Source organism: Rathayibacter sp. VKM Ac-2856, from assembly GCF_013205055.1.
Taxonomy (GTDB): domain Bacteria; phylum Actinomycetota; class Actinomycetes; order Actinomycetales; family Microbacteriaceae; genus Rathayibacter.
This window is the reverse complement of record NZ_JABMLF010000003.1, coordinates 231828-253107: the sequence shown is the minus strand read 5'-3', so window position 1 is coordinate 253107 and position 21280 is coordinate 231828. Positions and strand designations below refer to the sequence as shown.

The window sequence follows — 21280 nt, the reverse complement described above, 5'->3', positions numbered from 1 at the left end:
TCGTGAAATGACGTCCGGCTCGTGGAGTGGGGCGATTTCAGCGTGCCGGAGTGCTTTTCGCGTGCCGAAGATCCGGGTGTGCTTGTTCGGCTCGTGAAACCACCTCCGGCTCGTGGAATGCGGTGCTTTCAGCGTGCGGAAGCGGTCATCGCGTGCCGGAGGTCGAGGCGTGCAGGTTCGGCTCGTGGAATCGAGTCCGGCTCGTGGAATCGAGTCCGGCTCGTGGAAGGGGGTGTTTTCAGCGTGCCGGAGTGGTTTCTGCGTGCCGGAGGTGCGGGTGTGCAGGTTCGGCTCGTGAAATGACGTCCGGCTCGCGGAAGAAGGCACTTTCGACGTGCCGGAGTGGGTTCCGCGTGCCGGAGGTCCCCCGGCCGCGCGGAGGCGCGGCGCCGCGAGGCGTCAGACGGCCTCGGCGCGGGAGTCGCCGCGCTCGGCGCGCCACGACGGGACGGTCGAGGGCGACGAGGAGCGGCGAGCGGAGCGCGCGCGCGACGGGCTGAAGCGGAACGGCGGCACGGCCGGCGCGAGGGCGGCGGTCCGGCTCGCGGCGCGCAGCAGCAGCTCCTCCGTCAGCTCCTCGGGCGACGCGGCGATGGCCAGGCCGCGCTGGTCGAGCTCGCGGGCGATCTGGATCTGGTGGTCGTCGATGTGCTCGCCGCGCGCGACGAGGCGCGGCACCAGGATCGGTACCTTGCCGGCCTCGATGGCGGTGATGGCGGCGCCGGTGCCCGCGTGGGCGATGACGACGTCCGCCTCCTTCACGGCCTCCTGGAGCTCGTGGTGCGGGACGCTAGCGCGGCCCTCGATGCCGTAGGGCGAGACGTCGGCGAGACCGGTCTGCCAGAGCACCTCGGCGTCCTTCAGCAGCGGCACGGACGCGGCGATCAGGCGGTCGAACGGGTAGAGGTCCTGGGTGCCGACGGAGATGACCGCGCGGCGGATCGCGGAGACGGGCCGGTCCGGACCGGTCGTGTAGGCGTCGAAGATCGAGCCGCCGAACAGCCAGCGCTCGTCCGCCCAGACCGGGTACTGCGTGTAGGTGTTGACGCCGGGCAGGCGCGCCATGATCTTGCCGGTGATCGAGGGCCCGTCGGCGCGCGCGGCGCTCTCGACGTAGTGGCACTCGATGCCGCGCATCGAGGCCTCGGGCATGAACGACACGGCGGGGCTGGAGCCGGTGCTGAAGACGGCGGAGTAGTCGCCCTTCGCCAGGATGCGGTGCGCGATCATCGCGTTCTGCGCGATCGGGCGGGCGTCGCGCGGGGCGGCGAAGCGGCTGAAGGTGACCCGGCGGCCCTCGAGCAGGGAGCGGCTGAGGCCGTTGTCGAAGGTGACCCAGTGCTGATCGGCGGGATCGATCCCGAAGCGGGAGGACAGCGTGAACAGCTGCTTCAGATGCCCTCCACCGGAGCAGACGAACAGGAACTGAGACATGGCGACCCTTCTCCGTCCGGGGAGCTTTCGGGCTCTTCCTCCGGCGGATGCTGACTGAGGCGGTAGTGCAGGGCTGGGTGGTGCAGGGCTGGGTGGTGCGGGGGCTGGGTGGTGCTGGATCGGCGCGGGGCCGGGCGCGGGCCGTGCTCCTCGGGAGAGGAGCGGCTCACGGGAGGGGAGATCCGGCGGCGTCGTGACCGCGCTCTCCCCGGACGGCGCTAGGACTCGGGGGCGTCCTGCGCATCGGCGGGTCGACCGACAGGGGGACGCGCGCGGGGAGGGGCGGGGAGCCTGCGCTGCATCGTGGTCCTGGTCGGTCGGTGGAGATCGGGCGGGAGGGACCGCGACGTCGGGGTCGTCGGCGGTGCCGGCACGGCGGTCCCACTCCTGCGCCTGGACGTTCCTGCGCCTGGACGTGTGCTCGCCGTCCGAGGACGAGGGCACAGCGGAGCGGGCCGCGATGCCACCCCCACGATAGTGAGGCGCCCGATCGTTTGCTACTTCGGAGCCGAGACCTTAGGTGGATTGACTCAGCCGGCCCGGAGAGCCGAGGACCCGCCGGAGCGGCGGCGGCCGCCGTCGCGGTCCAGCAGGATGTCGAGCACGGTCTCGTGGCGCGCGGCCCACGAGTTCGCGTGGATCCATCCGAGGCGCTCGTCCTCGGTGGCGGGGCCGTCGGCGAGGGCGTCGTCGACGACCGCGGCGAACTCCGCCATGGTCGGGACGATGCGGATCCGGTCGCTGATGCCGTGGATCGGCGGCAGGTCGACGGAGATCACCGGGCAGCCGCTCGCGACGTACTCGTAGAGCTTCAGCGGGCTCATCGCCTCGGTCAGCGGGGTGCGGCGGTGCGCGAGGAGGCAGAGCTCGACGTTGCGCATCGTCGCCACCAGCTCGCGGCGGCCGACGGAGTGGTGCAGGTGCACGTTCGCGAACGGCGCGAGCGGAGCCAGGTAGCCCGGGTCGGGCTGCGGGCCCATCAGGACGATCTGCAGCTCGGGGTGCGCGGTGGCGACCGCGACGATCCCCTCGACGTCGAGCCGGTCGTCCAGCGTGCCCACGTGCAGCGCGCGCGGTCCGGGGATCCGGGCGAGCCACTCCGGGGCGTCGGGCACGGGGCCCGTCCACTCCTCGGGCGAGACGCCGTTCGGGACCACGGCGTGCGGTCCGGTCGGCGCGATGCGGTCGATGATCTCCTGCGAGACGGCGGTCACCGAGCGGCCGCTGGTCGCGACGCGGCGGTAGGCCTCCTGGAACGCGGGCCAGTGGTTCTTCCAGCGGGTCGACGTCGTCCAGTCGTCGCGGGCGAAGAACATCACGTGCTCCGCCCACTCGAACGGCGAGAAGCCGGCCACCACGGGGCTGGTCGTGACGACCACGGGCCGCACGAGCTCCATCTCGTCCGCGAGCTTCGCGAGACCGCGGTCGTAGGCCCGGTACTCCTTCTCCAGGCCGGCGATGTCGGTCGGGTCGGAGCGGCGCAGGCGCAGCGGGGTGTGCAGGACGCGCTGCGGGGTCGACGGGAACTCGACCTCGCGGCCCAGCACGCCGCGGGCGAGCGTCGTCGGGAGGAAGCGGTACGGGTTCGCCACGATGAGGCGCCCGACCTGCGGGCTCTCCATCAGGGAGTGCAGGATGCGGTCCGGCGGGCGCATCATGCCGCGGCGGGCCGCGTCCGTGTACGTCTCGTAGGAGAAGGTGAAGACGACGTCGCGGACGACCCCGTCCGCGGTCCGCTCGGGCAGGGTCGGTTCGGGCACAGTCGATTCGGGCACGGCGTTCCTCACGCGAAGGTCCGGATGACGCGCGCGGGCACGCCGACGGCGACGGAGTAGTCGGGGACGTCCTCGCGGACGACGGCGTTCGCGCCGATCACGGCGCCGCGGCCGACGGTGACGCCGGGCATGATCACGGCGTTCTCGCCGAGCCAGGCGCCGCGGCCGATGCGCACCGGGGCGATGCGGTCCACGCCCTGGTCGCGGATGAACCGCGTCGGGTCCATGAAGCCGTGCGAGTGGTCCGAGATGTAGACGCCGCGGGCGATGCCGACGCCCTCCTCGATGACGACGCTCTTCACGGCGGTGATCGCGGTCATGTTCATGCGCACGCGGTCGCCGATGATCAGGGCGGGCGTGGGCGCGTCGTCGGAGGGGACCATCAGCATGCAGTTCGCGCTGATCAGCACGTTCTCGCCGATGGAGATCCGCTTGCCCTGGCCCGGACCGATCCGGAAGGGCAGGCAGATCCGGGAACCCTTGCCGAAGCGGTGGAAACCGCCGGCGACCAGCTTGCTGAAGGCCAGATCGCGTGCTCGCTGCGCGAGGATCGCGAGATCCAGTCCGTTCAAGGCATCAACTCCAGGGATGTCGGCGGGCGGGACGGCGGGGGAGACCGCCCGGTGCCTGGTGGGGGGTGGTGATCGCGCCCAGGGGTGGGGCGCGCGGGTGGAACCCACGATAGCGAGCGCTCGCTGTGGACCACGAGTCCGTGCGGAGCGGCGCCGGGGTTTCAGCCGGGGTTTTAATCGCGCGGAAACACGGCGCACGCGGGGGCGCACGCCCGTGGCGCGCGAGCGGTGGGGGGAGGCGCCACCCTCCACGGTCGCCGAGCATCCCGGCTCCCGGGACCCCCACGGCGCCGCGAGCGTCCGCGGGAGCGTAAAATCACAGGGTCCGCGGAGGCGGCCGTCCGCTCGCCGGGCGGGGCGTCCTCCGGATCGTGCGGGACACCGCACCGACGGACCCGGCGACGCCGCTCGGTCCCCGCGCTCGCGCGACCCCGACCCGCCCGCACCACCAGAGAGGCTCGACCGTGGCCGAAGCCGACACCGCCAGCCGACTGTGGCCCCTGCACCTCGCGCGAGCCGCCGTCGCGGCCGTCGCAGGCGTGGTGGTCACCTTCTCGCCCGACCACGGACCGGCCTTCGGCTTCGCCGTCTTCGCCGGGTTCGCGATCCTCAGCGGAGCCGTCGCCCTCGTGATCGGCCTGCGCACGCCCGTCGGCCGCGGCCGCACCCTCGCCCTCGCCTCCGCCGGGGTCACCCTCGCCGCCGGCGTGCTCGCGCTCGTCGCCCTGCCGGTCGCGGCGCTGCTGCCGTTCATCGCGCTGGTCGCCGGCTGGGCGCTCGTCTCCGGCTCGCTCGAGTTCTCCAGCGGCCGCCGGAGCGCGGGCCTCGCCGCCCGCGACGCGCGGATCATCGGGATCGGCACGGTCCTCCTCGGAGCGGCCTTCGCCCTGCTGCCGCCGCACCCCGTGGTCTCGGTCGGGCTCCTCGGTGCCTACGCCGTGATGCTCGCCGTCTTCCTCGCGATCGCCGCGTTCTCGCTCAAGTGGGCCGCCGGCGCCGATGCCGCCGCACCCTCCACCCCCACCACCGGAGGAGACCGATGACCGCCCCCGACCCCGCCTCGTCCGAGCCGTCGCGCCCCGAGCCCTCGCGCCCCGAGCCCGCGCGCTCCGAGCCGTCGCCGTCCGACGACGACTTCGCGCCGCGCACCTTCCGCCCGACCCGGAAGGACCGCCTGCGCCCCGCCGAGCTGATCGGCCTCTCCGCCGTCATGGCCGCCTTCGTCGGCCTCGTCGTGCTCATGTCGACCCGTGAGCTCGTCGTCGCCCTCATCGGCTTCGGCGTCGCCTTCATCGTCGTGCTCGTCGCCATCGCGATGTTCTCCCTCACCTTCAAGCCCGACGAGGCCGAGATCGCCGACCTCGACGAGCAGGACGGTGCTCATTAGGTCGGTGCGACCGGTTCGTCGGCGCTAGGCGACGGAGTCGCCGGCGCCGACGAGCCGGTCGCACCTCCCCGCGGTCGGCTTGTCGGGCTGGCCGGGTACCGCAGAGCGTGTCGCGTCCGCTCCGCGCAATCGCTTGGCACGCGATTCCGCGGTGCGCTCGCATCTGCGGTGGAGCCCTGTGGGCGCCCCTCCTGGTCGACGGCGTCGGCCCGCGGTGAACCGCGTCCGCCCCCGTCCGCTCATGCTGGTCGAGTAGGCCCGCAGGGCCGTATCGAGACCAACGTGTGCAGACGGCGAGTACAACGGGCGCAGCTGTGTGCCCCTCCCTCAGGACCAGCCGATCGAGCATCACTGCAGGGCCGTCGTCCCCGCCCCCTCATGCTGGTCGAGTAGGCCCGCTCATGCTGTTCGAGTAGGCCCGCTCATGCTGGTCGAGTAGGCCCGCAGGGCCGTATCGAGACCCACGCGTGCAGGCCGCCCGCCGCTGCCCGCTGTCCGCACGCGCTCTACGCGGTGGCGTCGTCCCGGTCGGTCTCGCCGAGCGCGTACGCCAGGCTGCGCGCGTAGATCTCCTCCAGGCGCGACGGGACGATCCGGTACTGCACCGAGCGTCCCCGGCGCTGCTCGCGCGGAAGATTGCCCAGGACCACTCCGGCGTCCTCCAGCTCGATCAGGTGCCGGTAGAGGCTCGTCGTCGTGGCGCGTCCCGTCGGCAGCTCGGGCCCGATCGCCTCCGCGAGCTCGCCGAACAGCAGGCCCAGCTCGGGGCGCGCCGCCCGGGAGAGCGACCGCAGGATCCCCCGGTTGATCTCGCTGCCGATCACCCGGACGGCCAGCTCGGCCTCCTCCGGGGTCGCTCGGTTCGTCGCGGGCGACACAGACGATGACATGCCCTCATCCTCCCGCACGGTGTCGACGCGGAATCGCCCCCGCTGCCGGCACGACACCATCCACGCGGCTGATGATTCGCGCCAACGGAACCATGATCCCATAGGACGGATACGTTGATGACCGTCGGCAGGCCCTCCACGGGTCGGCACGCGGTCGCATCCGGCAGTCGCGTGAGGCACGAGCCTCGACGGGCGCAGAGGAGACGACGGCATGGAACGAGAGCGACGGAATGGGGAGCCCTCCCGAGGCGCAGGGGGCGCGTCCCGTGGGCGGACGCGGCGGCAAGCGCCACCGGCCGCCGCGCACCGGGGACGGATGCCGGCGGGTCGACGATTGGCCGCCGGCCTGCTGGCGACGGGACTGGTCGGCGGCGCAGGCACGTCCTGGGCCGTGACCACCTCCTTCCTCGCGCCGTCGTCGGCGTCGGCCGCCACGCACGGCGCGGGGTTCGATGTCGGGAAGGGATTCCTGGGCGCCTACCGGCATCCGGACGGAACGCTCGCCTACTGCCTGCAGATCATGGCGTCGATCCCGTACAGCCCGACGTCGGGGCCGTCGCTCAACAGCGACTGGAACTCCCTCTCGCCCGATCAGCTCGCGCGCCTGAGTTACATCGTCGACGTGCACGGCACCACGGAGGACGCCAACACTGCGGCCGCGGTCGCGCTCTACGTCTGGGACCTGGCGGACAACGCGGCCTACAACAGCCACGGCATGCCGGGTGACGTCTACTACAGCGCACGAGCCGGGGCGAACCGCGACGCCGTGCTCGGGCTGCTCCGTCAGTACCGGGCCGAGGCCGCCGGGGTGACGGCGGTCACGCCGGGGCGGACGTCGGGGTCGGCGTCGCTGACCCTCGACGTGGACGCGAGCACCGGCACCGGCACCGTCGCTTTTCAGACCGATCCGGCAGGTCAGGCGGGCGCGGTCCATCTGACGAACGCCGTGTTCGACGGAAGCGGGTCGGGGGACTCGACGATGACGAGCGGGGAGTCGCGCCGGTTCCGCGTCGTCCCGGGCGGCGGCTCGGACGTCGCCGTCGAGGCGCGGTCCGACGAGATCCGGGTGGCGGGGGCGTCCGGCTACGTCGGCAACATCACGACGTGGGCTCCGGGGAGGACAGCGGAGCAGTGGTCGGCGTCGAAGGGGCAGAAGATCGACGGCTCGTTCACGATCGCCGCCGCCACGGCGGCCTCCGCGCCGATCCCGATGCTGTTCTCGCCGATCGCGTCGACGCAGGTGTCGACACAGCGGGTGGAGGCGGGGAAGCAGGCGATCGACACCGTTCGGGCGGGAGTCGCGCCGGGGTCGGCCGAGTGGCGCACCCTCGACGGCGCGCCCGTCCCCGTCGTGTACCGGGGAACGCTCCACGGTCCCTTCACCGAGCAGCCGACGCCGTCCGATTCCGCTCCGGCGGGTGCGCCGGTGGTCGGCGGCGTCGAGCTGACCGCGACCGGCCCCGGGTCGTACACGTCTCCGGGCGTCACGGTCCCCTCGGCCGGGTTCTACACGTGGGTCTGGCGGGTCGAGGAGGCGTGGCAGGCGGAGCGCGCGAAGCCGTTCCTGCCCGACGGCTACACGTGGTCGGACCGGTTCGGCCTCGTCGCGGAGACGCACCTCTCGCCGACGACCGTCGCCGCCGAGACCCGAGTCGCGGACGAGGAGATCCCCGTCACGGCGACCTCTACGGACACGCTGACGGTGAAGGACACCGGGGCCTGGCTCAGGAAGGACGGCCGGAACGTCCCCGTCACCTTCACGGGCACCGCCTACTGGGTGCCCGGCACCGGAGAGGTCCCGGCGACGAAGCCCGAGAGCGCGACGGTTCTGACGACGTCGAGCATCGTGGTCGAGGGTCCCGGCACCTTCACGTCGGAGCCGGCGACCGCGCCCGCGGGCTCCGCCGGGCACATCGTCTGGGTGTGGTCCGCTCCCGAGACGCTCTTCACCCGTGGCTGGGCCGACGGATGGGCCACGAGGGGCGAGGTCGTTCGGGTGACGACTCCCGAGGTGCGCACGAGGGCGACGCCGTCCGTCCCGCTGTCGGCCACCGCGAGGGACGAGGCGGTCGTCGACGGCGAGGTGCCGGAGGGGGCCGTGATCACCTTCGAGGCGTACCGGCAGATCGGCGACAGGGCCTCGTGCACGCCCGAGTCCCGGGTCCACGAGGGATCGACGTCGCCGGTCCCCGTCGCCGCGGGGAAGCACGAGAAGACCTCGCACTGGTCCGGCGAGGTCCGCTTCACCGAGCCCGGGACCTACCACTGGGTGGAGACGCTGCTCACGAGGGACGGCAGGGTCCTGCACCGCGGCGAGTGCGGAGCCCCCGGGGAGACGACGAAGGTGACCGTGCCCGGGGTGACGTCGAGAGCCGAGGCCGATGTCGCCGTCAACGACGCGGCGACCGACGACGCGATCGTCACCGGGGACGTCCCCCCGGGTGCGTCCCTCGTGTGGAAGGCCTACCGCGCCGCTCCGGGCCCCGTAGCCTCCGCCCCGGCCGCGCCGCCGGTCTGCGATGCGACGACGCTGGCGGCGGACACGACGGGCGCCCCGGTCGCCGTCGAGGGCGCGGGCACCTACACCTCGCCCCCGATCGTCCTCACCGCCGCGGGCGCCGTGCACTGGGTGGAGGAGCTGCACGCGTTCGACGGGAGCATCCTCGCCCAGGGCGAGTGCGGGGCTCCCGGCGAGACGACCACGGTGCACGCCCCCGACGTCCACACCAGGGCCACCGCTGCAGTGCAGGCGGGAGACCCGGTGAGGGACGAGGCCGTCGTGAACGGCTGGGTCCCGGCCGGCGCCGTGATCACGTTCGAGGCCTTCCGGGCGAGCGGCGACCAGGCCGCGTGCACGGCGGAGAACCGCGTCTACGACGGCTCGGGCAGTCCGGTCGCCACGACCCCCGGTCCGAACGAGAACGCGTCCTCCTGGTCCGCGGAGACCCGCTTCACCGAGCCCGGCAGCTACTACTGGGTCGAGACGCTCGCCGCCGCGGACGGCACGGTCCTCCACCGCGGGGAGTGCGGCGCGCCGGGGGAGACGACCGTCGTCGCACCCGTGCCCGTCCCGCGGGTCGCGACCGCCCTGGCCGAGACCGGCGCCGGACCCGGCCCGTGGATCGGCGGAGCCCTGGCGGCTCTCGCCCTCGGGCTCGGCATCGATGTGTCCGATCGGCGACGACGCGGCCGTGCGAACGCGGTCGTGCCCGACGCGAGCCGGGGCTGATCCGTCGTGCTCCACCACGGAGGGGGTCGGCGTCGGTGGTCGGGGTTAGCGTGCGGGGGTGGCGGAGGCGATCGGGCGATGGTGGGAGCGGCGGCGGTTCTCGCGGGGTGCCGAGGTGCCGTACCCGGTGGGGACGTACCGGGAGGCGTGGGCCTCGTACCCGGTGCTCGTGCGGCAGTACCGACCCGAGTACAACGCGGGGATCGTGCTGAGCCAGATCCCGCCGGCGGCCGACGTGTACCTGTGCTGGCTCTGCGACGCGGGGCACGTGTTCGTCGCGACGCCCGAGGAGCAGCGCCATCGGCCGGGCCGCGAGCGGCGCCGCTCGTCCTGGTGCCCGGACTGCGCGGCACTCGCGAAGCCGCGGAGACCCCTGCCGGCGGCCCCGCCGATCCCCGAACCGACCCCTCGACCCGCGCGGACGTCCCCGTCCGCGACGACATCCCCGTCCGTGGCATCGCAGGCGTCGGCGGTGACGCCCGTGCTCGCAGAGAACCCCGAGCGCCCGCCCGCACCGGCCCATGCCGCGCGTCCTTCCCGCACCCCGGCGCGCACGCCGAGGATCTGCACGAAGACGCCCGCGCTGCCGCCCGGCGAGGCGTTCGCGAGCGCCTGCGCTCCCCCGCCCGCCTCGGCCGTCGAGGCGCGACTCCGGGCGCTGCTGACGGAGCGGCTCGAGTTCGAGCCGGGGTTCACGGCCGTTCGGCTGAGCCGGCCGTTCTTCGAGCACCTGGAGGCGTGGCCGGACATCGTGCTGAGCGAGCTCCGGGTCGCGATCGAGTACGACTCCACGGGGCGGCACGGGCTCGAGCACGTCGGTCGGCGCGAGGAGGCGGATCGGCGGAAGGACCGCGCGCTGCGGGCCGTCGGCTGGGAGGTCGTCCGAGTGCGCACCGGGCGCCTGCCCGTGCTCGGGCCGCACGACGTCCTCGCCTCCGGCGTCTCAGCGGGGCTCGTCGACCGGCTGCTCGACGAGCTGCGGGAGATCCGCGGGCCGCTGCTCGTCGACGCCTGGGCGCGCTGACAGCAGCGGCATCGGGAGGCAGCGGTTCAGGTCCGCAGCGCCAGCGCCTCGCTGCACCAGCGCCGGTGCAGGGCCCACGGGTCGGGCTCGCCCGCCCGGACCGTCTCGACGTGCCGGTCGAGCGCGGGGCTCCGGGTGAACCACTCCGTTCGCTCCAGTCGCTCGGCGGCGAACTGCGCGTGCCGGTGCTGCTCGAGCGGCCGCCCACCGCGCTCGAAGGCCAGCAGCTCCTCGTGGCGCAGCCGGTGCAGCCGCTGCTTCGGGTTGCCGCTGGTGCCGATCTTGATCCGGCCGGCGAAGCGGATGTAGTAGACGACGTCGACCCGAGGGGGTGGCAGCTCGCCGTCGGGGGCGTCGCCGAGCCGCCACTCGCAGGCGGCGCAGAGCCAGCCGGACGGATGCCGCACGCCGAGCCGCGATCCGCAGACGAGGCACGGCGAGGGGAGGGCGTCGACGACGCCGTCCTCGCGCGCCACCCAGTCGTGTGCGAGCCCGAGGTGCGCCGTGCAGAGCGCGACCGGTGCGCCCGGCTCGGCGTCCGAGCGGCAGCCGGCGAGGGCGCAGACGGGCGCGGAGGCGGAGGGCATGCATCGACCGTAGGCACGACCCCCGACATCCGCCGCCGCGTCCGCGCCGGGCGGGGCCGCGGCCTCAGCTCAGGCGGTCGACGAGCTCCGAGGCGATCCCGGTGTAGCCGGCCGGAGTCAGCGCGCGCAGGCGTGCCTTCGCGGCGTCGCCGATGTCGAGGCCGTCGACGAAGACCGCGAGGTCCTCCGCCCCCAGGCGCTTGCCGCGGGTGAGGTCCTTGAGCATCGCGTAGGGGTCGGTGATCGACGAGCGGCCGGCCACGACCTCGGCGCGGATGACGGTCTGGATCGCCTCGGCGAGCACCTCCCAGTTTGTGTCGAGGTCGGCGGCGAGGGCGCGCGGGTCCAGGTCGATCTCGAGCAGGCCGCGCGCGATGTTGTCGAGCGCGAGCAGGGAGTGGCCGAAGGCGACGCCGATGTTGCGCTGCGTCGTGGAGTCGGTGAGGTCGCGCTGCAGCCGCGAGGTGACCAGGGTCTGCGCGAGCGAGTCGAGCAGGGCGCTGGAGAGCTCGAGGTTGGCCTCGGCGTTCTCGAACCGGATCGGGTTGATCTTGTGCGGCATGGTCGACGAGCCGGTCGCCCCGGCCTGCGGGATCTGCCGGAAGTAGCCGAGCGAGATGTAGGTCCAGACGTCGGTGCAGATGTTGTGCAGGATCCGGTTCGCGTGCGCGGCCTTGCCGTAGAGCTCGGCCTGCCAGTCGTGCGACTCGATCTGCGTGGTCAGCGGGTTGAAGACGAGGCCGAGGGAGCCGACGAACTCCTCGGCGAGGGCGGCCCAGTCGGTGTCCGGGTCGGCCGCGAGGTGCGCGGCGAAGGTGCCGGTCGCTCCGCTGAACTTGCCCAGGTACTCGGTCGCCTCGATCTGCGCGACGACCCGCTCGAGCCGGAACGCGTAGACGGCGAACTCCTTGCCCATGGTGGTGGGCGTCGCGGGCTGGCCGTGGGTGCGGCTGAGCATCGACTCGTCGCGGTAGCGCTCGGCGAGCTCGCGCAGGGAGGCGACGACCGAGCGGAGCTTCGGCAGCCAGATGTCGCCGACGGCCTGGCGCACGACGAGCGCGTAGGAGAGGTTGTTGATGTCCTCGCTGGTCGCGGCGAAGTGGGTGAGCTCGACGATGCGGTCCAGGCCCAGCTCGGCGAGCCAGCGGCGCACCAGGTACTCGACGGCCTTCACGTCGTGGCGGGTGGTGGCCTCGAGCTCGGCGAGCTGGTCGATCTCGGGCTGCCCGAAGTCGCGGGCGCGGCGGCGGAGCTCCTCGGCGGCGGCGGCCTCGACCGGCTCGGAGCCGAAGAGACGGCGGTCCGTGAGGGCGAGCAGCCACTCCACCTCCACGTGCACGCGCGCGCGGTTCAGGCCGGCCTCCGACAGATGCTCGCCGAGCGGGGAGACGGCGGCGCTGTAGCGGCCGTCGAGGGGGCTGAGCGGCTGGGGAGGGAGCGAGGTCATGCGGTGGTGCCTTCCGGTTCTCGGGGGTCCCGCGCACTCTGGAGGCTCGAGCGCGGGTCGGTGCGGACCGTGCGGTTGCCGCGCAGTCCCGGTTCGATCTGGGCGAAGAGCGCCCGGCACGCGCGCTCGATCAGCGCGAGCACCGAGTCGAACGCCGCCGCATCGGAATAGTAGGGGTCGGGGACGTCGCCCTGCGCCGAGAGGCCCGGCTCGAAGGCGAGCAGGCGCCGGATCTTCTGCCGGTCGACGTCGGTGCGCGCCCAGGAGCGCAGCGCCCGCTCGTGGCCGTGGTCCAGGGCGACGACGAGGTCGAACTCCTCGAACAGCGCGGGGTCGAACAGCCGCGCGCGGTGCGGGGCGCCGTCGAGTCCCCTGCGCTGCAGCGCGTCGAGGGCGCGGTGATCGGCGTGCTCGCCGAGATGCCACTCGCCGGTGCCGGCCGACGTGATCTCGATGACCGAGCCGAGCCCCGCCCGCTCGGCGAGGGAGCGCAGCACCACCTCGGCCATCGGCGACCGGCAGATGTTGCCGGTGCAGACGAAGCACACGGCGAACGCCGACGGCGCGGGGGAGCGGGGGGTCACCCGCCCATCATGGCGCACCGGAGGTCCTCCACAGCGGTCGGATCCTCGACCTCTCCACGGTTCGACCGAGCGGCCGTCCGCGCCCGCTCGCGCTGCCCGAGGCTTGCCGCAGGGGCAGTGCACGGGACGCAGGAGGTGGCGGAGGGATGACGGTCGAGGCGGGTGCGGGCATGGGTGCGGCCGGGGCTTCGGGTGCGGCCGCCGGTGCGGGGACGGGCGCGCCGTGGCCGAGCGCGGAGGCGGCGGCGCTCGCCGAGCGGATCGGGATGCTGCGCGGGGAGGCGGGCGGTCTCCTCCCCGACGCCGAGTGGGAGGGGGCGGCGGCGCGGCGCTTCGCCGATCGGGCGGCCGAGCTGCTGGCCGGGCTCGCGACGGCGGAGGGGGCGGCGCAGCAGCTCGCGGCGGGAGCGGACGGATGAGCGCGGTCGCTCCCGTGCGGGTCGAGACGGGCGGGCTCGACGAGCGTCGACGGGTGCTCGACCGGCTCTCGGCGGGGCTGGCCGGCTGTGCCGCGCTCGGCGAGGGGGTCGTGGTCGCGGTGCGGCTCGCGGATCCGGGGCGGGCGGGCGAGGCGGCGGTGCTCGGCGAGCGGCTGCGGGGGCTCGAGGCCGAGGCGGCGGCGCTGCGGGACGCGCTCGAGGCGGCCGCGGCGGGGTACGAGCGGGCGGAGGAGGGCGCGGCGCCGGAGCTCTCCGCGGTGTCCGCTCCCGAGGCGGCGGTCGCGGTCTTCGGCCGGCGGGCGGGCGAGTCCCTCGCGCGGCGGCTGCCCGGAGCCGTCGAGGACGCGGCGGTGCTGGTCCGGGCGGTCGCCGATGCCGCGTTCGGGTCGGCGTCGGCCGCGGTGCGGGCGCTCGCGGGTGACGAGTCCGCCCGTGCCGACCTGGAGGAGGAGGGGGAGGATCTCGTCCGCGCGCTGCTGGGCGACCCTCTGGTGATCGAGGGTCTGCGCGGGCTGATCTCCTGGATCGGGCTCGGCACGGAGATCGGGGTGCTGCTCCTGCCGCCGCAGCTGGCCGAGGCGGTGGGTCGTCCGTCGTCCGAGCAGGTGATCGGGGAGGGGGTGGCCTCGGCGGCGGGTGCGCTGGTCGTCCTCGGGACCCTGTTCGGAGTCCTGCCGGCGCCGGGCGAGCGGGAGGTGCGGGTGGAGCGGGTGGCGCCGCCGGCGGTGCGCACGGGCTCGGCCGACGCGCCGCCGACGGGCTGGGGAGAGCTGGCGGCGCGGATCCCGCCGAGCGATCCCGACGGGCCGCAGGTGGTGATCGAGCGCTTCGGCGCCCAGTGGCTGGTCACCCTCTCCGGCACCACCGACTGGAGCGCCGACCCCGAGCAGGCCTTCGGCGCCGCGTCGAACCTGCAGGCGATGAGCGGTCGGCGGGCGGCCTCCGTCGACGGGGCGCTCGCGGCGATGGCGGCGGCCGGGATCCCGCCCGGGGCGCCCGTCACGCTCGCCGCGCACTCGCAGGGCGGGCTGGTCGCCCTCCGGATCGCGCAGTCGGGGCGCTACGACGTGCACGACGTCGTCACCTTCGGCAGCCCGGTGCGGGGACTCGATCTGCCGGACGGCACGCGCTCGGTGTCGATCGAGCACTCGGACGACCTGGTGCCGGCGCTCGGCGGCTTCGGGCGGACGTCGGGGGAGGAGCCCGGCGTCGTGCTGATCGAGCGGGACTCGCCGGCCGGGACTCCCCGCGAGAGCCCGGTGCCCGCGCACGGACTCGAGGCCTACGTCGCGACCGCGCGCGAGCTCGACGTCTCGGCCGACCCGCGGTTGGCGGCGGCCGGGGCCGCGCTCTTCCCGCTCTGGCGGGGAGCGCCGGGAGAGCGGTTCGCCGCCCGGCTGACCACCGTGCCGGTCAGTCCCGGCGGCGGTCGCGGGCGAAGGGACGGAGGAGCAGTCCGAGGAACCAGTTGACGATCGCGAGCACCAGGGCGCCGAGCACGCCCCACCAGAAGCCGTCGACCACCAGGCCGAAGTCGAAGAGACCGCTGATCCAGGCGGTGAGCAGCAGGAGCAGGCCGTTGATCAGGAAGGAGACGAGACCCAGCGTGAGCACGTACAGGGGGAAGGCCACGACGCGGACGACCCCGCCGACCACGGAGTTGACGATGCCGAAGATCACCGCGACCAGGAGGTACGTCAGCACCGCCGCGGTCGGGCCCTCCTCGTACGGATCGACGCGGACGCCGGCGACGACGAGCGTGGTCAGCCAGAGGGCGACGGCGTTGGTGGCGAGGCCGAGGAGGAGTCTGCGCATGCCTCCACTCTCGCAAAGGCGCCGGCGCAGCGGGTATCCGGCGAACCCCCGGTACGGCTCCGCCCGCGGCCCGCCCGCCCGCCGCCCGAATAGCATGGGCCGGGTGACCGACCAGCAGGTGCCACCCGTCCGACTCCGCCCCGAGATCCTCGCGCTGCCGGCCTACCGGCAGGGACGCGCGGCCTCCGCGGACGCGTTCAAGCTCTCCTCCAACGAGAACCCGTTCGATCCGCTGCCCTCCGTGCTCGAGCGGGTGCAGGCGGTCACCGACCTCAACCGCTACCCGGACGCGGCGGCGACCGCGCTGCGGACGGCGCTCGCCGAGAGCTACGGAGTCGGTATCGACGAGGTGATCGTCGGCGCGGGCTCGGTCGCGGTCATCGCCCAGCTGATCACCGCCGCCGCGGGGCCGGGTGACGAGGTCGTGCACGCCTGGCGCTCCTTCGAGGCGTACCCCTCGCTGATCACCACCGCCGGGGCGACCGGCGTCCGCGTACCGCTGCGCGCGGACGACACGCACGACCTCGACGCGATGGCGCAGGCGATCACCGAGCGCACCCGCATGGTGATCGTCTGCAGCCCGAACAACCCGACGGGCACCGTCGCCACCGCGGACGACGTCGCCGCCTTCCTCGACCGCGTCCCCGGCGACGTCCTCGTGCTGCTCGACGAGGCCTACGCCGAGTTCGTCGGCGACGAGCGCGCGGTCGACGGCGCCACCCTCCTCGGCCGCCACCCCAACCTCGTCGTCGCCCGCACCTTCTCGAAGGCGTACGGACTCGCGGGCCTGCGCGTCGGCTACGCGATCGGCCACCCGCGCATCCTCGACGCCGCGCGCTCGACCGCCATCCCCCTCTCCGTCACCCGCTTCGCGGAGACCGCGGCGATCGCCTCCCTCGAGCACCGGGAGGAGCTGCTCGAGCGCGTCGCCCGGATCGCCCGGCTGCGCGACCAGCTCTGGCAGGCGCTCCTCGACCAGGGCTGGACCGTCCCGAAGTCCGAGGCGAACTTCCTCTGGTTCGACACCCGCGACGAGACCGAGCGTGCCGCCGAGGTCTTCGAGCGGGCCGGCGTGGTCGTCCGCGCCTTCCCGCCCGAGGGCATCCGGGTGTCGATCGGCGAGGCGAGTTCTGTCGACAAGCTCCTCACCGCGGCGGCGGAGATTGTCGGGACCCTCCCGAAGGGGCATCCCGCGAGGCGGATAGGTTAGTCGGGTGGCAGCCACCAGCGAGACGCCGACGGTCCAGTTCCTCACCGCGGACGGCCGGTTCGCACCGACCCCCGCGGCCGAGCAGTACGCCCCCTTCCTCGACAGGATCGATGAGGAGCAGCACCGCTCCTTCTACCGGGAGATGGCGGTCGTCCGCCGCTTCGACATCGAGGCGGCGAACCTGCAGCGGCAGGGTCAGCTCGGCCTCTGGGTCCCCAGCCACGGGCAGGAGGCGGCGCAGGTCGGCTCCGCGTTCGCGCTGCGCCCGCAGGACCACGTGTTCCCCTCCTATCGCGAGCACGTCGTCGCGAAGGTCCGCGGCGTCGACCTGCTCCGCGTGCTCGCACTCCTGCGCGGCGTGACGCACGGCGGCTGGGACCCGGCCGACCCGGCGAACGGCAACTTCCACCTCTACACGCTGGTCCTCGGCTCGCAGGCCCTGCACGCGACCGGCTACGCGATGGGGCTCAGCTTCGACGGCGCCACCGGCACCGGTGACCCCGAGAAGGACGCGGCGGTCATCGTCTACTTCGGCGACGGCGCCTCCAGCCAGGGCGACGTCAGCGAGGCGATGGTCTTCGCCGCCAGCTACCAGACGCCCGAGGTGTTCTTCCTGCAGAACAACCACTACGCCATCTCGGTGCCCGTCGCCACGCAGTCGCGCAGCCCGCTCTACCTCCGCTCCTCCGGATTCGGTATCCCCGGCGTGCAGATCGACGGCAACGACGTGCTCGCGAGCTACGCGGTCACCGCGAAGCACCTCGCCGACGCCCGCTCCGGCGGCGGACCCCAGTTCATCGAGGCGCTCACCTACCGCATCGGGGCGCACACCTCGAGCGACGACCCGACCAAGTACCGGACCGACGACGAGCTCGCCTCGTGGGTCGCGAAGGACCCGATCACCCGGTTCTCCGCATACCTCCGCGGTCTCGGTGCACCGCAGTCGTTCTTCGACGAGGTGGACGAGGAGGCGAAGGACTTCGCGGCCGACATCCGCCGGCGCCTGCTCGCGCTCGAGCCGCCGCCCGTCGACGTGATGTTCGACCACGTGTACTCGGAGCCGCACCAGCAGGTGGCGGAGCAGAAGGCGTGGCTCCAGGGCTACGAGGAATCGCTCGGAGGCGACCCGCGATGACGATCGACACGACCACCACCGTCCAGCCGCCGCTCAGCGCGACGCAGCTGGAGTCCATGTCCATGGCGAAGGCGCTCAACGCGGGCCTTCGCCGCGCCATGACCGAGAACGACCGCGTCCTGCTGATGGGCGAGGACATCGGACCGCTCGGCGGCGTCTTCCGCATCACGGAGGGCCTGCACGCCGAGTTCGGCCCGCAGCGCGTGCTCGACACCCCGCTCGCCGAGTCCGGCATCGTCGGCACGGCGATCGGCCTCGCGATGCGCGGCTTCCGCCCCGTCTGCGAGATCCAGTTCGACGGCTTCATCTACCCGGCCTTCGATCAGATCACCTCGCAGCTGGCGAAGATGACGAACCGGCACGAGGGCGCGCTCACCATGCCCGTCGTGATCCGGGTGCCCTACGGCGGGCACATCGGCGCCGTCGAGCACCACCAGGAGAGCAACGAGGCGTACTTCGCGCACACCGCGGGGCTCCGCGCCGTCAGCCCGTCGACCCCGAACGACGCCTACTGGATGATCCAGGAGGCGATCGCCTCCGACGATCCGGTGATGTTCTTCGAGCCCAAGAGCCGCTACTGGCCCAAGGGCGACGTCGACCTCCGCGCCTCCGCCGCCCCCCTGCACGCGACCCGCGTCGTGCGCCAGGGCGACGAGGTCACCGTGGTGGGCTGGGGGCCGATGGTCTCCGTGCTGCTCCAGGCCGCCGAGCTCGCCGGCGAGGAGGGGACCAGCGTCGAGGTCGTCGACCTGCGCTCGCTCTCGCCGATCGACTGGGAGCCGCTGCTCGCGTCGGTCCGGAAGACCGGGCGGCTCGTGGTCGCCCAGGAGGCCTCGGCGAATGTGAGCCTCGGCTCCGAGATCGCCGCGACCGTCACCGAGAAGGCGTTCTACTCGCTCGAGGCGCCGGTGCTCCGGGTCGCGGGCTTCGACACGCCCTTCCCGCCCGCCAAGGTCGAGAAGCTCTTCCTCCCCGACGTCGACCGCGTGCTCGAGGCCGTCGACCGCTCGCTCGCCTACTGAGCGGCACGACGCCTCGCAGCGGCGCCCGCCCCCTCGCGTCCCGACGCGCCCCCTTCCTCACGAACGACCGGCACAGCCAGGAGTCCCGACGATGACAGAGCACTTCCTCCTCCCCGACGTCGGCGAGGGCCTCACCGAGGCCGAGATCGTCGCGTGGCGCGTCAAGGTCGGCGACGAGGTGACCGTCAACCAGGTCCTCGTCGAGATCGAGACCGCCAAGTCCCTCGTCGAGCTGCCCTCGCCCTTCAGCGGCACCGTCGTCGACGTCCTGGTCGACGAGGGCCAGACGGTCGACGTCGGCACGCCGATCATCACCGTGCAGGGCGCGGGCTCGGCCGGATCCGAGATCCCCGCGATGCCCGCGCAGGCGGCCCCGCCCGCCGCGCCGCCCGCTCCCTCCACCACCGAGCCCGGTGAGGGCTCCGGCGCCGCGCTCGTCGGCTACGGCACCGCCGGCGGACACGTCGCCACCCGCCGTCGCCGCCCGGCCGCCGCGCCCGCCGCCGACGCGCCCGCGCGCCCGGCCGCGCCGCCGCGCCCGACCTCGGTCCCGGCCTCCGCCGCGCTGCCCGTCATCGCTAAGCCGCCGATCCGCAAGCTCGCCAAGGATCTCGACGTCGACCTGCTCGAGGTCCAGGCCACGGGCCTGGCCGGCGAGGTCACCCGCGACGACGTCATCCGCCACGCCTCCCAGGCGAGCGTCTTCCGCAACATCCAGACCCCCGCCTGGGGCGACTCCCGCGAGGACCGCATCCCCGTCCGCGGCGTCCGCAAGGCCATCGCCTCGGCGATGTCGCGGAGCGCCTTCACCGCGCCGCACGTCAGCGTCTTCGTCGACGTCGACGCGACCCGCACGATGGAGTTCGTCAAGCGACTGAAGAACTCGCCCGACTTCGCCGGCGTCAAGGTCTCGCCCCTGCTGATCATGGCCAAGGCCATCATCTGGGCGGTGCGGAGGAACCCCACCGTCAACTCCGCCTGGACCGACACCGACATCCTCGTCCGCCACTACGTGAACCTCGGCATCGCCGCGGCGACCCCGCGCGGACTCCTCGTCCCCAACGTCAAGGACGCGCAGTCGATGAGCCTCCTCGAGCTCGCCCAGGCCCTCGAGAAGCTCACCCTCGACGCCCGCGACGGCAAGACCTCCGCCGCCGACATGCAGAACGGCACCATCACCATCACCAACATCGGCGTGTTCGGGATGGACACGGGCACCCCGATCCTCAACCCCGGCGAGGTCGCGATCATCGCCCTCGGCACCATCAAGCAGAAGCCGTGGGTCGTCGACGGCGAGGTCCGCCCCCGCTTCGTCACCACCGTCGGCGGCTCCTTCGACCACCGCGTCGTCGACGGCGACGTCGTCAGCCGCTTCGTCGCCGACGTCGCGAGCGTGCTGGAGGAGCCGGCCCTGCTGCTCGACTAGGCGCCTCCCGCCGTCGCCGGCGCATCTCGATACGCGCCCTGCGGGCGCTACTCGATCAGCATGCACGGGCCACGCGGTCCCCACTCGGTGACCGCCCCATGCCGGCTCGGTGGGCGCCCCATGCTGGTCGAGCAGCCGCGGAGCGGCGTATCGAGACCCCCGCGTCCGACGACGGTGGATCTCGATACGCGCCCGTCGGGCGCTACTCGATCAGCATGTTCCGGTCGCAGGCCGCCCCGTGCTGGGTCGGTGACCGCTTCATGCCGGCTCGGTGCCCGCACCCATGCTGGTCGAGTAGCCGCGGAGCGGCGTATCGAGACCCGCGTGCTCCGAGTTCTTCTGCAGAAGGTCGGCTCAGCGCGGGACCGGGTCGAAGGAGTGCAGGGCGAGCTCGGCGGACAGGAGGGTGCTCGCGGCGGCGCCGCGGACGCTGGTGCCCTGGGAGTCGAGGGGCGGGCTGACGACGGCGGCGCCGAGGCGGCCGGGAGCGGACAGCACGATCGCTCCGGAGACGCTCGACTTGGCGGGGACGCCGACGGAGCGCATCCAGCGGCCCGAGCCGTCGTAGACGCCGCAGGTCGCCATCACCGACACGACGTCCCGGGCGACCCGGGCCGGCACGACGCGCTCGCCCGAGACAGGGTTCACTCCGCCCAGGGCGAGGGTGGCGCCCATCACCGCGAGCGCCTCCGCGTCGACGAGCACGGCGCAGGCCCGGGCGTAGGCGGCGACGGCGTCATCGGCGCCGCGCTGCAGGGTGCCCTCAGCGCGCATCAGGTGCGCGAGGGCGTGGTTGCGGTCGCCGAGCAGGTGCTCGTTCGAGGCGACGCTCTCGTCCACGTCGAGCGGGCGGCCCGCGAACGCCGACAGGCCGCGGAGGATCCGCGCGCTGCGGCCGCTCGCGTCACCGCCGTCGACGAGCGCTGCGGTGAGCAGGGCCCCAGCGTTCACCATCGGGTTCGGCGGGCGGCCGGTGCCGCTCTCGAGCTTCAGCGCGTCGAAGGCCTCGCCGGTCGGCTCGATGCCGACGCGATCCAGAGCATCGCCGTCGGTGTCCAGCAGTGCCAGCGCGAAGAGGAACGGCTTGACCGCCGACTGGATGCTGAACGGCACGTCGGCCTGCGCACTCGAGCGCACGGCCCCGTCGGGCAGCGCGAGTGCGATCGCGCACAGCGACGGATCCGCCGCGGCCAGCTCGGGGATGCTGTCGTCAACAGCCCCGCCGTCCGCCCCGAGGACGCGCCCCCGCAGCTCGTCGAGGTCGTAGTCGCGCGAAGAAGCCATGCCCCCCACCCTGCCACCC

19 protein-coding genes are annotated in these 21280 nt (G+C 73.6%); 10 read left to right on the top strand and 9 right to left on the bottom strand.

Annotated elements, in window-relative coordinates; all coding sequences use genetic code 11:
• Positions 1 to 399: 399 nt before the first annotated feature.
• From HQQ82_RS11760 to HQQ82_RS20370, 3 genes are all read right to left on the bottom strand, one after another.
• On the bottom strand, positions 400 to 1434 hold the full coding sequence (locus tag HQQ82_RS11760) for a glycosyltransferase (RefSeq protein WP_173233363.1): 1035 nt from the start codon (positions 1432 to 1434) through the stop codon (positions 400 to 402).
• Positions 1435 to 1964: 530 nt separating this feature from the next.
• On the bottom strand, positions 1965 to 3209 hold the full coding sequence (locus tag HQQ82_RS11755; RefSeq protein ID WP_173233361.1) for a hypothetical protein: 1245 nt from the start codon (positions 3207 to 3209) through the stop codon (positions 1965 to 1967).
• Between the two features lie 8 nt (positions 3210 to 3217).
• A complete protein-coding gene (locus HQQ82_RS20370; protein WP_173233359.1) occupies positions 3218 to 3781 on the bottom strand; it encodes a DapH/DapD/GlmU-related protein in 564 nt (187 codons plus the stop codon).
• A gap of 464 nt (positions 3782 to 4245) precedes the next feature.
• Between HQQ82_RS20370 and HQQ82_RS11745 the strand changes: the two genes are divergently transcribed.
• Both HQQ82_RS11745 and HQQ82_RS19985 read left to right on the top strand, forming a co-directional pair.
• Positions 4246 to 4824 (top strand): hypothetical protein, encoded by a 579-nt coding sequence (locus tag HQQ82_RS11745; protein WP_173233357.1) that lies wholly within the window; start codon positions 4246 to 4248, stop codon positions 4822 to 4824.
• On the top strand, positions 4821 to 5168 hold the full coding sequence (locus HQQ82_RS19985) for a hypothetical protein (RefSeq protein WP_254071436.1): 348 nt from the start codon (positions 4821 to 4823) through the stop codon (positions 5166 to 5168). Before HQQ82_RS11745 ends, HQQ82_RS19985 begins: the two co-directional genes overlap by 4 nt.
• A 506-nt stretch (positions 5169 to 5674) precedes the next feature.
• Here the strand turns inward: HQQ82_RS19985 and HQQ82_RS11735 are convergent.
• A complete protein-coding gene (locus HQQ82_RS11735; RefSeq protein ID WP_173233356.1) occupies positions 5675 to 6058 on the bottom strand; it encodes a hypothetical protein in 384 nt (127 codons plus the stop codon).
• A 334-nt stretch (positions 6059 to 6392) separates the two neighbouring features.
• Here HQQ82_RS11735 and HQQ82_RS11730 point away from each other — a divergent pair, with 334 nt between their 5' ends.
• Positions 6393 to 9287, top strand: a complete 2895-nt coding sequence (locus HQQ82_RS11730; RefSeq protein WP_173233354.1) for a hypothetical protein — start codon at positions 6393 to 6395, stop codon at positions 9285 to 9287.
• Between the two features lie 58 nt (positions 9288 to 9345).
• Entirely contained in the window at positions 9346 to 10311 is a 966-nt protein-coding gene (locus HQQ82_RS11725) for a hypothetical protein (RefSeq protein ID WP_173233352.1), read from the top strand.
• A gap of 26 nt (positions 10312 to 10337) precedes the next feature.
• Here the strand turns inward: HQQ82_RS11725 and HQQ82_RS11720 are convergent, their stop codons facing one another.
• The 3 genes from HQQ82_RS11720 to HQQ82_RS11710 form a co-directional block, all read right to left on the bottom strand.
• Positions 10338 to 10898 carry a GIY-YIG nuclease family protein gene (locus tag HQQ82_RS11720; RefSeq protein WP_173233350.1) on the bottom strand — a complete coding sequence of 187 codons (561 nt, stop codon included), beginning with the start codon at positions 10896 to 10898 and terminating at the stop codon, positions 10338 to 10340.
• A gap of 64 nt (positions 10899 to 10962) precedes the next feature.
• A complete protein-coding gene (gene purB, locus HQQ82_RS11715) occupies positions 10963 to 12345 on the bottom strand; it encodes an adenylosuccinate lyase (protein ID WP_173233348.1) in 1383 nt (460 codons plus the stop codon).
• The gene (locus HQQ82_RS11710) at positions 12342 to 12929 is read right to left on the bottom strand and encodes a low molecular weight protein-tyrosine-phosphatase (RefSeq protein WP_367947927.1); all 588 of its coding nucleotides are present in this window, start codon (positions 12927 to 12929) and stop codon (positions 12342 to 12344) included. Before HQQ82_RS11710 ends, purB begins: the two co-directional genes overlap by 4 nt.
• Positions 12930 to 13075: 146 nt before the next feature.
• On the opposite strand from HQQ82_RS11710, the gene HQQ82_RS11705 reads away from it, so the two are divergent.
• Entirely contained in the window at positions 13076 to 13348 is a 273-nt protein-coding gene (locus HQQ82_RS11705) for a hypothetical protein (RefSeq protein ID WP_173233346.1), read from the top strand.
• A complete protein-coding gene (locus HQQ82_RS11700; RefSeq protein ID WP_173233344.1) occupies positions 13345 to 14841 on the top strand; it encodes an alpha/beta hydrolase in 1497 nt (498 codons plus the stop codon). Before HQQ82_RS11705 ends, HQQ82_RS11700 begins: the two co-directional genes overlap by 4 nt.
• Here HQQ82_RS11700 and HQQ82_RS11695 read toward each other — a convergent pair.
• Positions 14783 to 15184 (bottom strand): phage holin family protein, encoded by a 402-nt coding sequence (locus HQQ82_RS11695; RefSeq protein WP_173233342.1) that lies wholly within the window; start codon positions 15182 to 15184, stop codon positions 14783 to 14785. The two genes, HQQ82_RS11700 and HQQ82_RS11695, sit on opposite strands and share 59 nt — an antisense overlap.
• 94 nt (positions 15185 to 15278) lie before the next feature.
• On the opposite strand from HQQ82_RS11695, the gene hisC reads away from it, so the two are divergent.
• The 4 genes from hisC (at position 15279) to HQQ82_RS11675 (ending at position 19977) form a co-directional block, all read left to right on the top strand.
• Entirely contained in the window at positions 15279 to 16394 is a 1116-nt protein-coding gene (hisC, locus tag HQQ82_RS11690; RefSeq protein WP_173233340.1) for a histidinol-phosphate transaminase, read from the top strand.
• 4 nt (positions 16395 to 16398) lie between these two features.
• Complete coding sequence (locus tag HQQ82_RS11685; RefSeq protein WP_173233338.1) at positions 16399 to 17529, top strand: thiamine pyrophosphate-dependent dehydrogenase E1 component subunit alpha; 1131 nt, start codon at positions 16399 to 16401, stop codon at positions 17527 to 17529.
• The gene (locus HQQ82_RS11680) at positions 17526 to 18551 is read left to right on the top strand and encodes an alpha-ketoacid dehydrogenase subunit beta (RefSeq protein WP_254071437.1); all 1026 of its coding nucleotides are present in this window, start codon (positions 17526 to 17528) and stop codon (positions 18549 to 18551) included. Before HQQ82_RS11685 ends, HQQ82_RS11680 begins: the two co-directional genes overlap by 4 nt.
• A gap of 91 nt (positions 18552 to 18642) precedes the next feature.
• Entirely contained in the window at positions 18643 to 19977 is a 1335-nt protein-coding gene (locus tag HQQ82_RS11675; protein WP_173233336.1) for a dihydrolipoamide acetyltransferase family protein, read from the top strand.
• Positions 19978 to 20331: 354 nt separating this feature from the next.
• Here HQQ82_RS11675 and glsA read toward each other — a convergent pair whose 3' ends face one another.
• Positions 20332 to 21261 carry a glutaminase A gene (glsA, locus tag HQQ82_RS11670; RefSeq protein WP_173233334.1) on the bottom strand — a complete coding sequence of 310 codons (930 nt, stop codon included), beginning with the start codon at positions 21259 to 21261 and terminating at the stop codon, positions 20332 to 20334.
• Positions 21262 to 21280 lie beyond the last annotated feature (19 nt).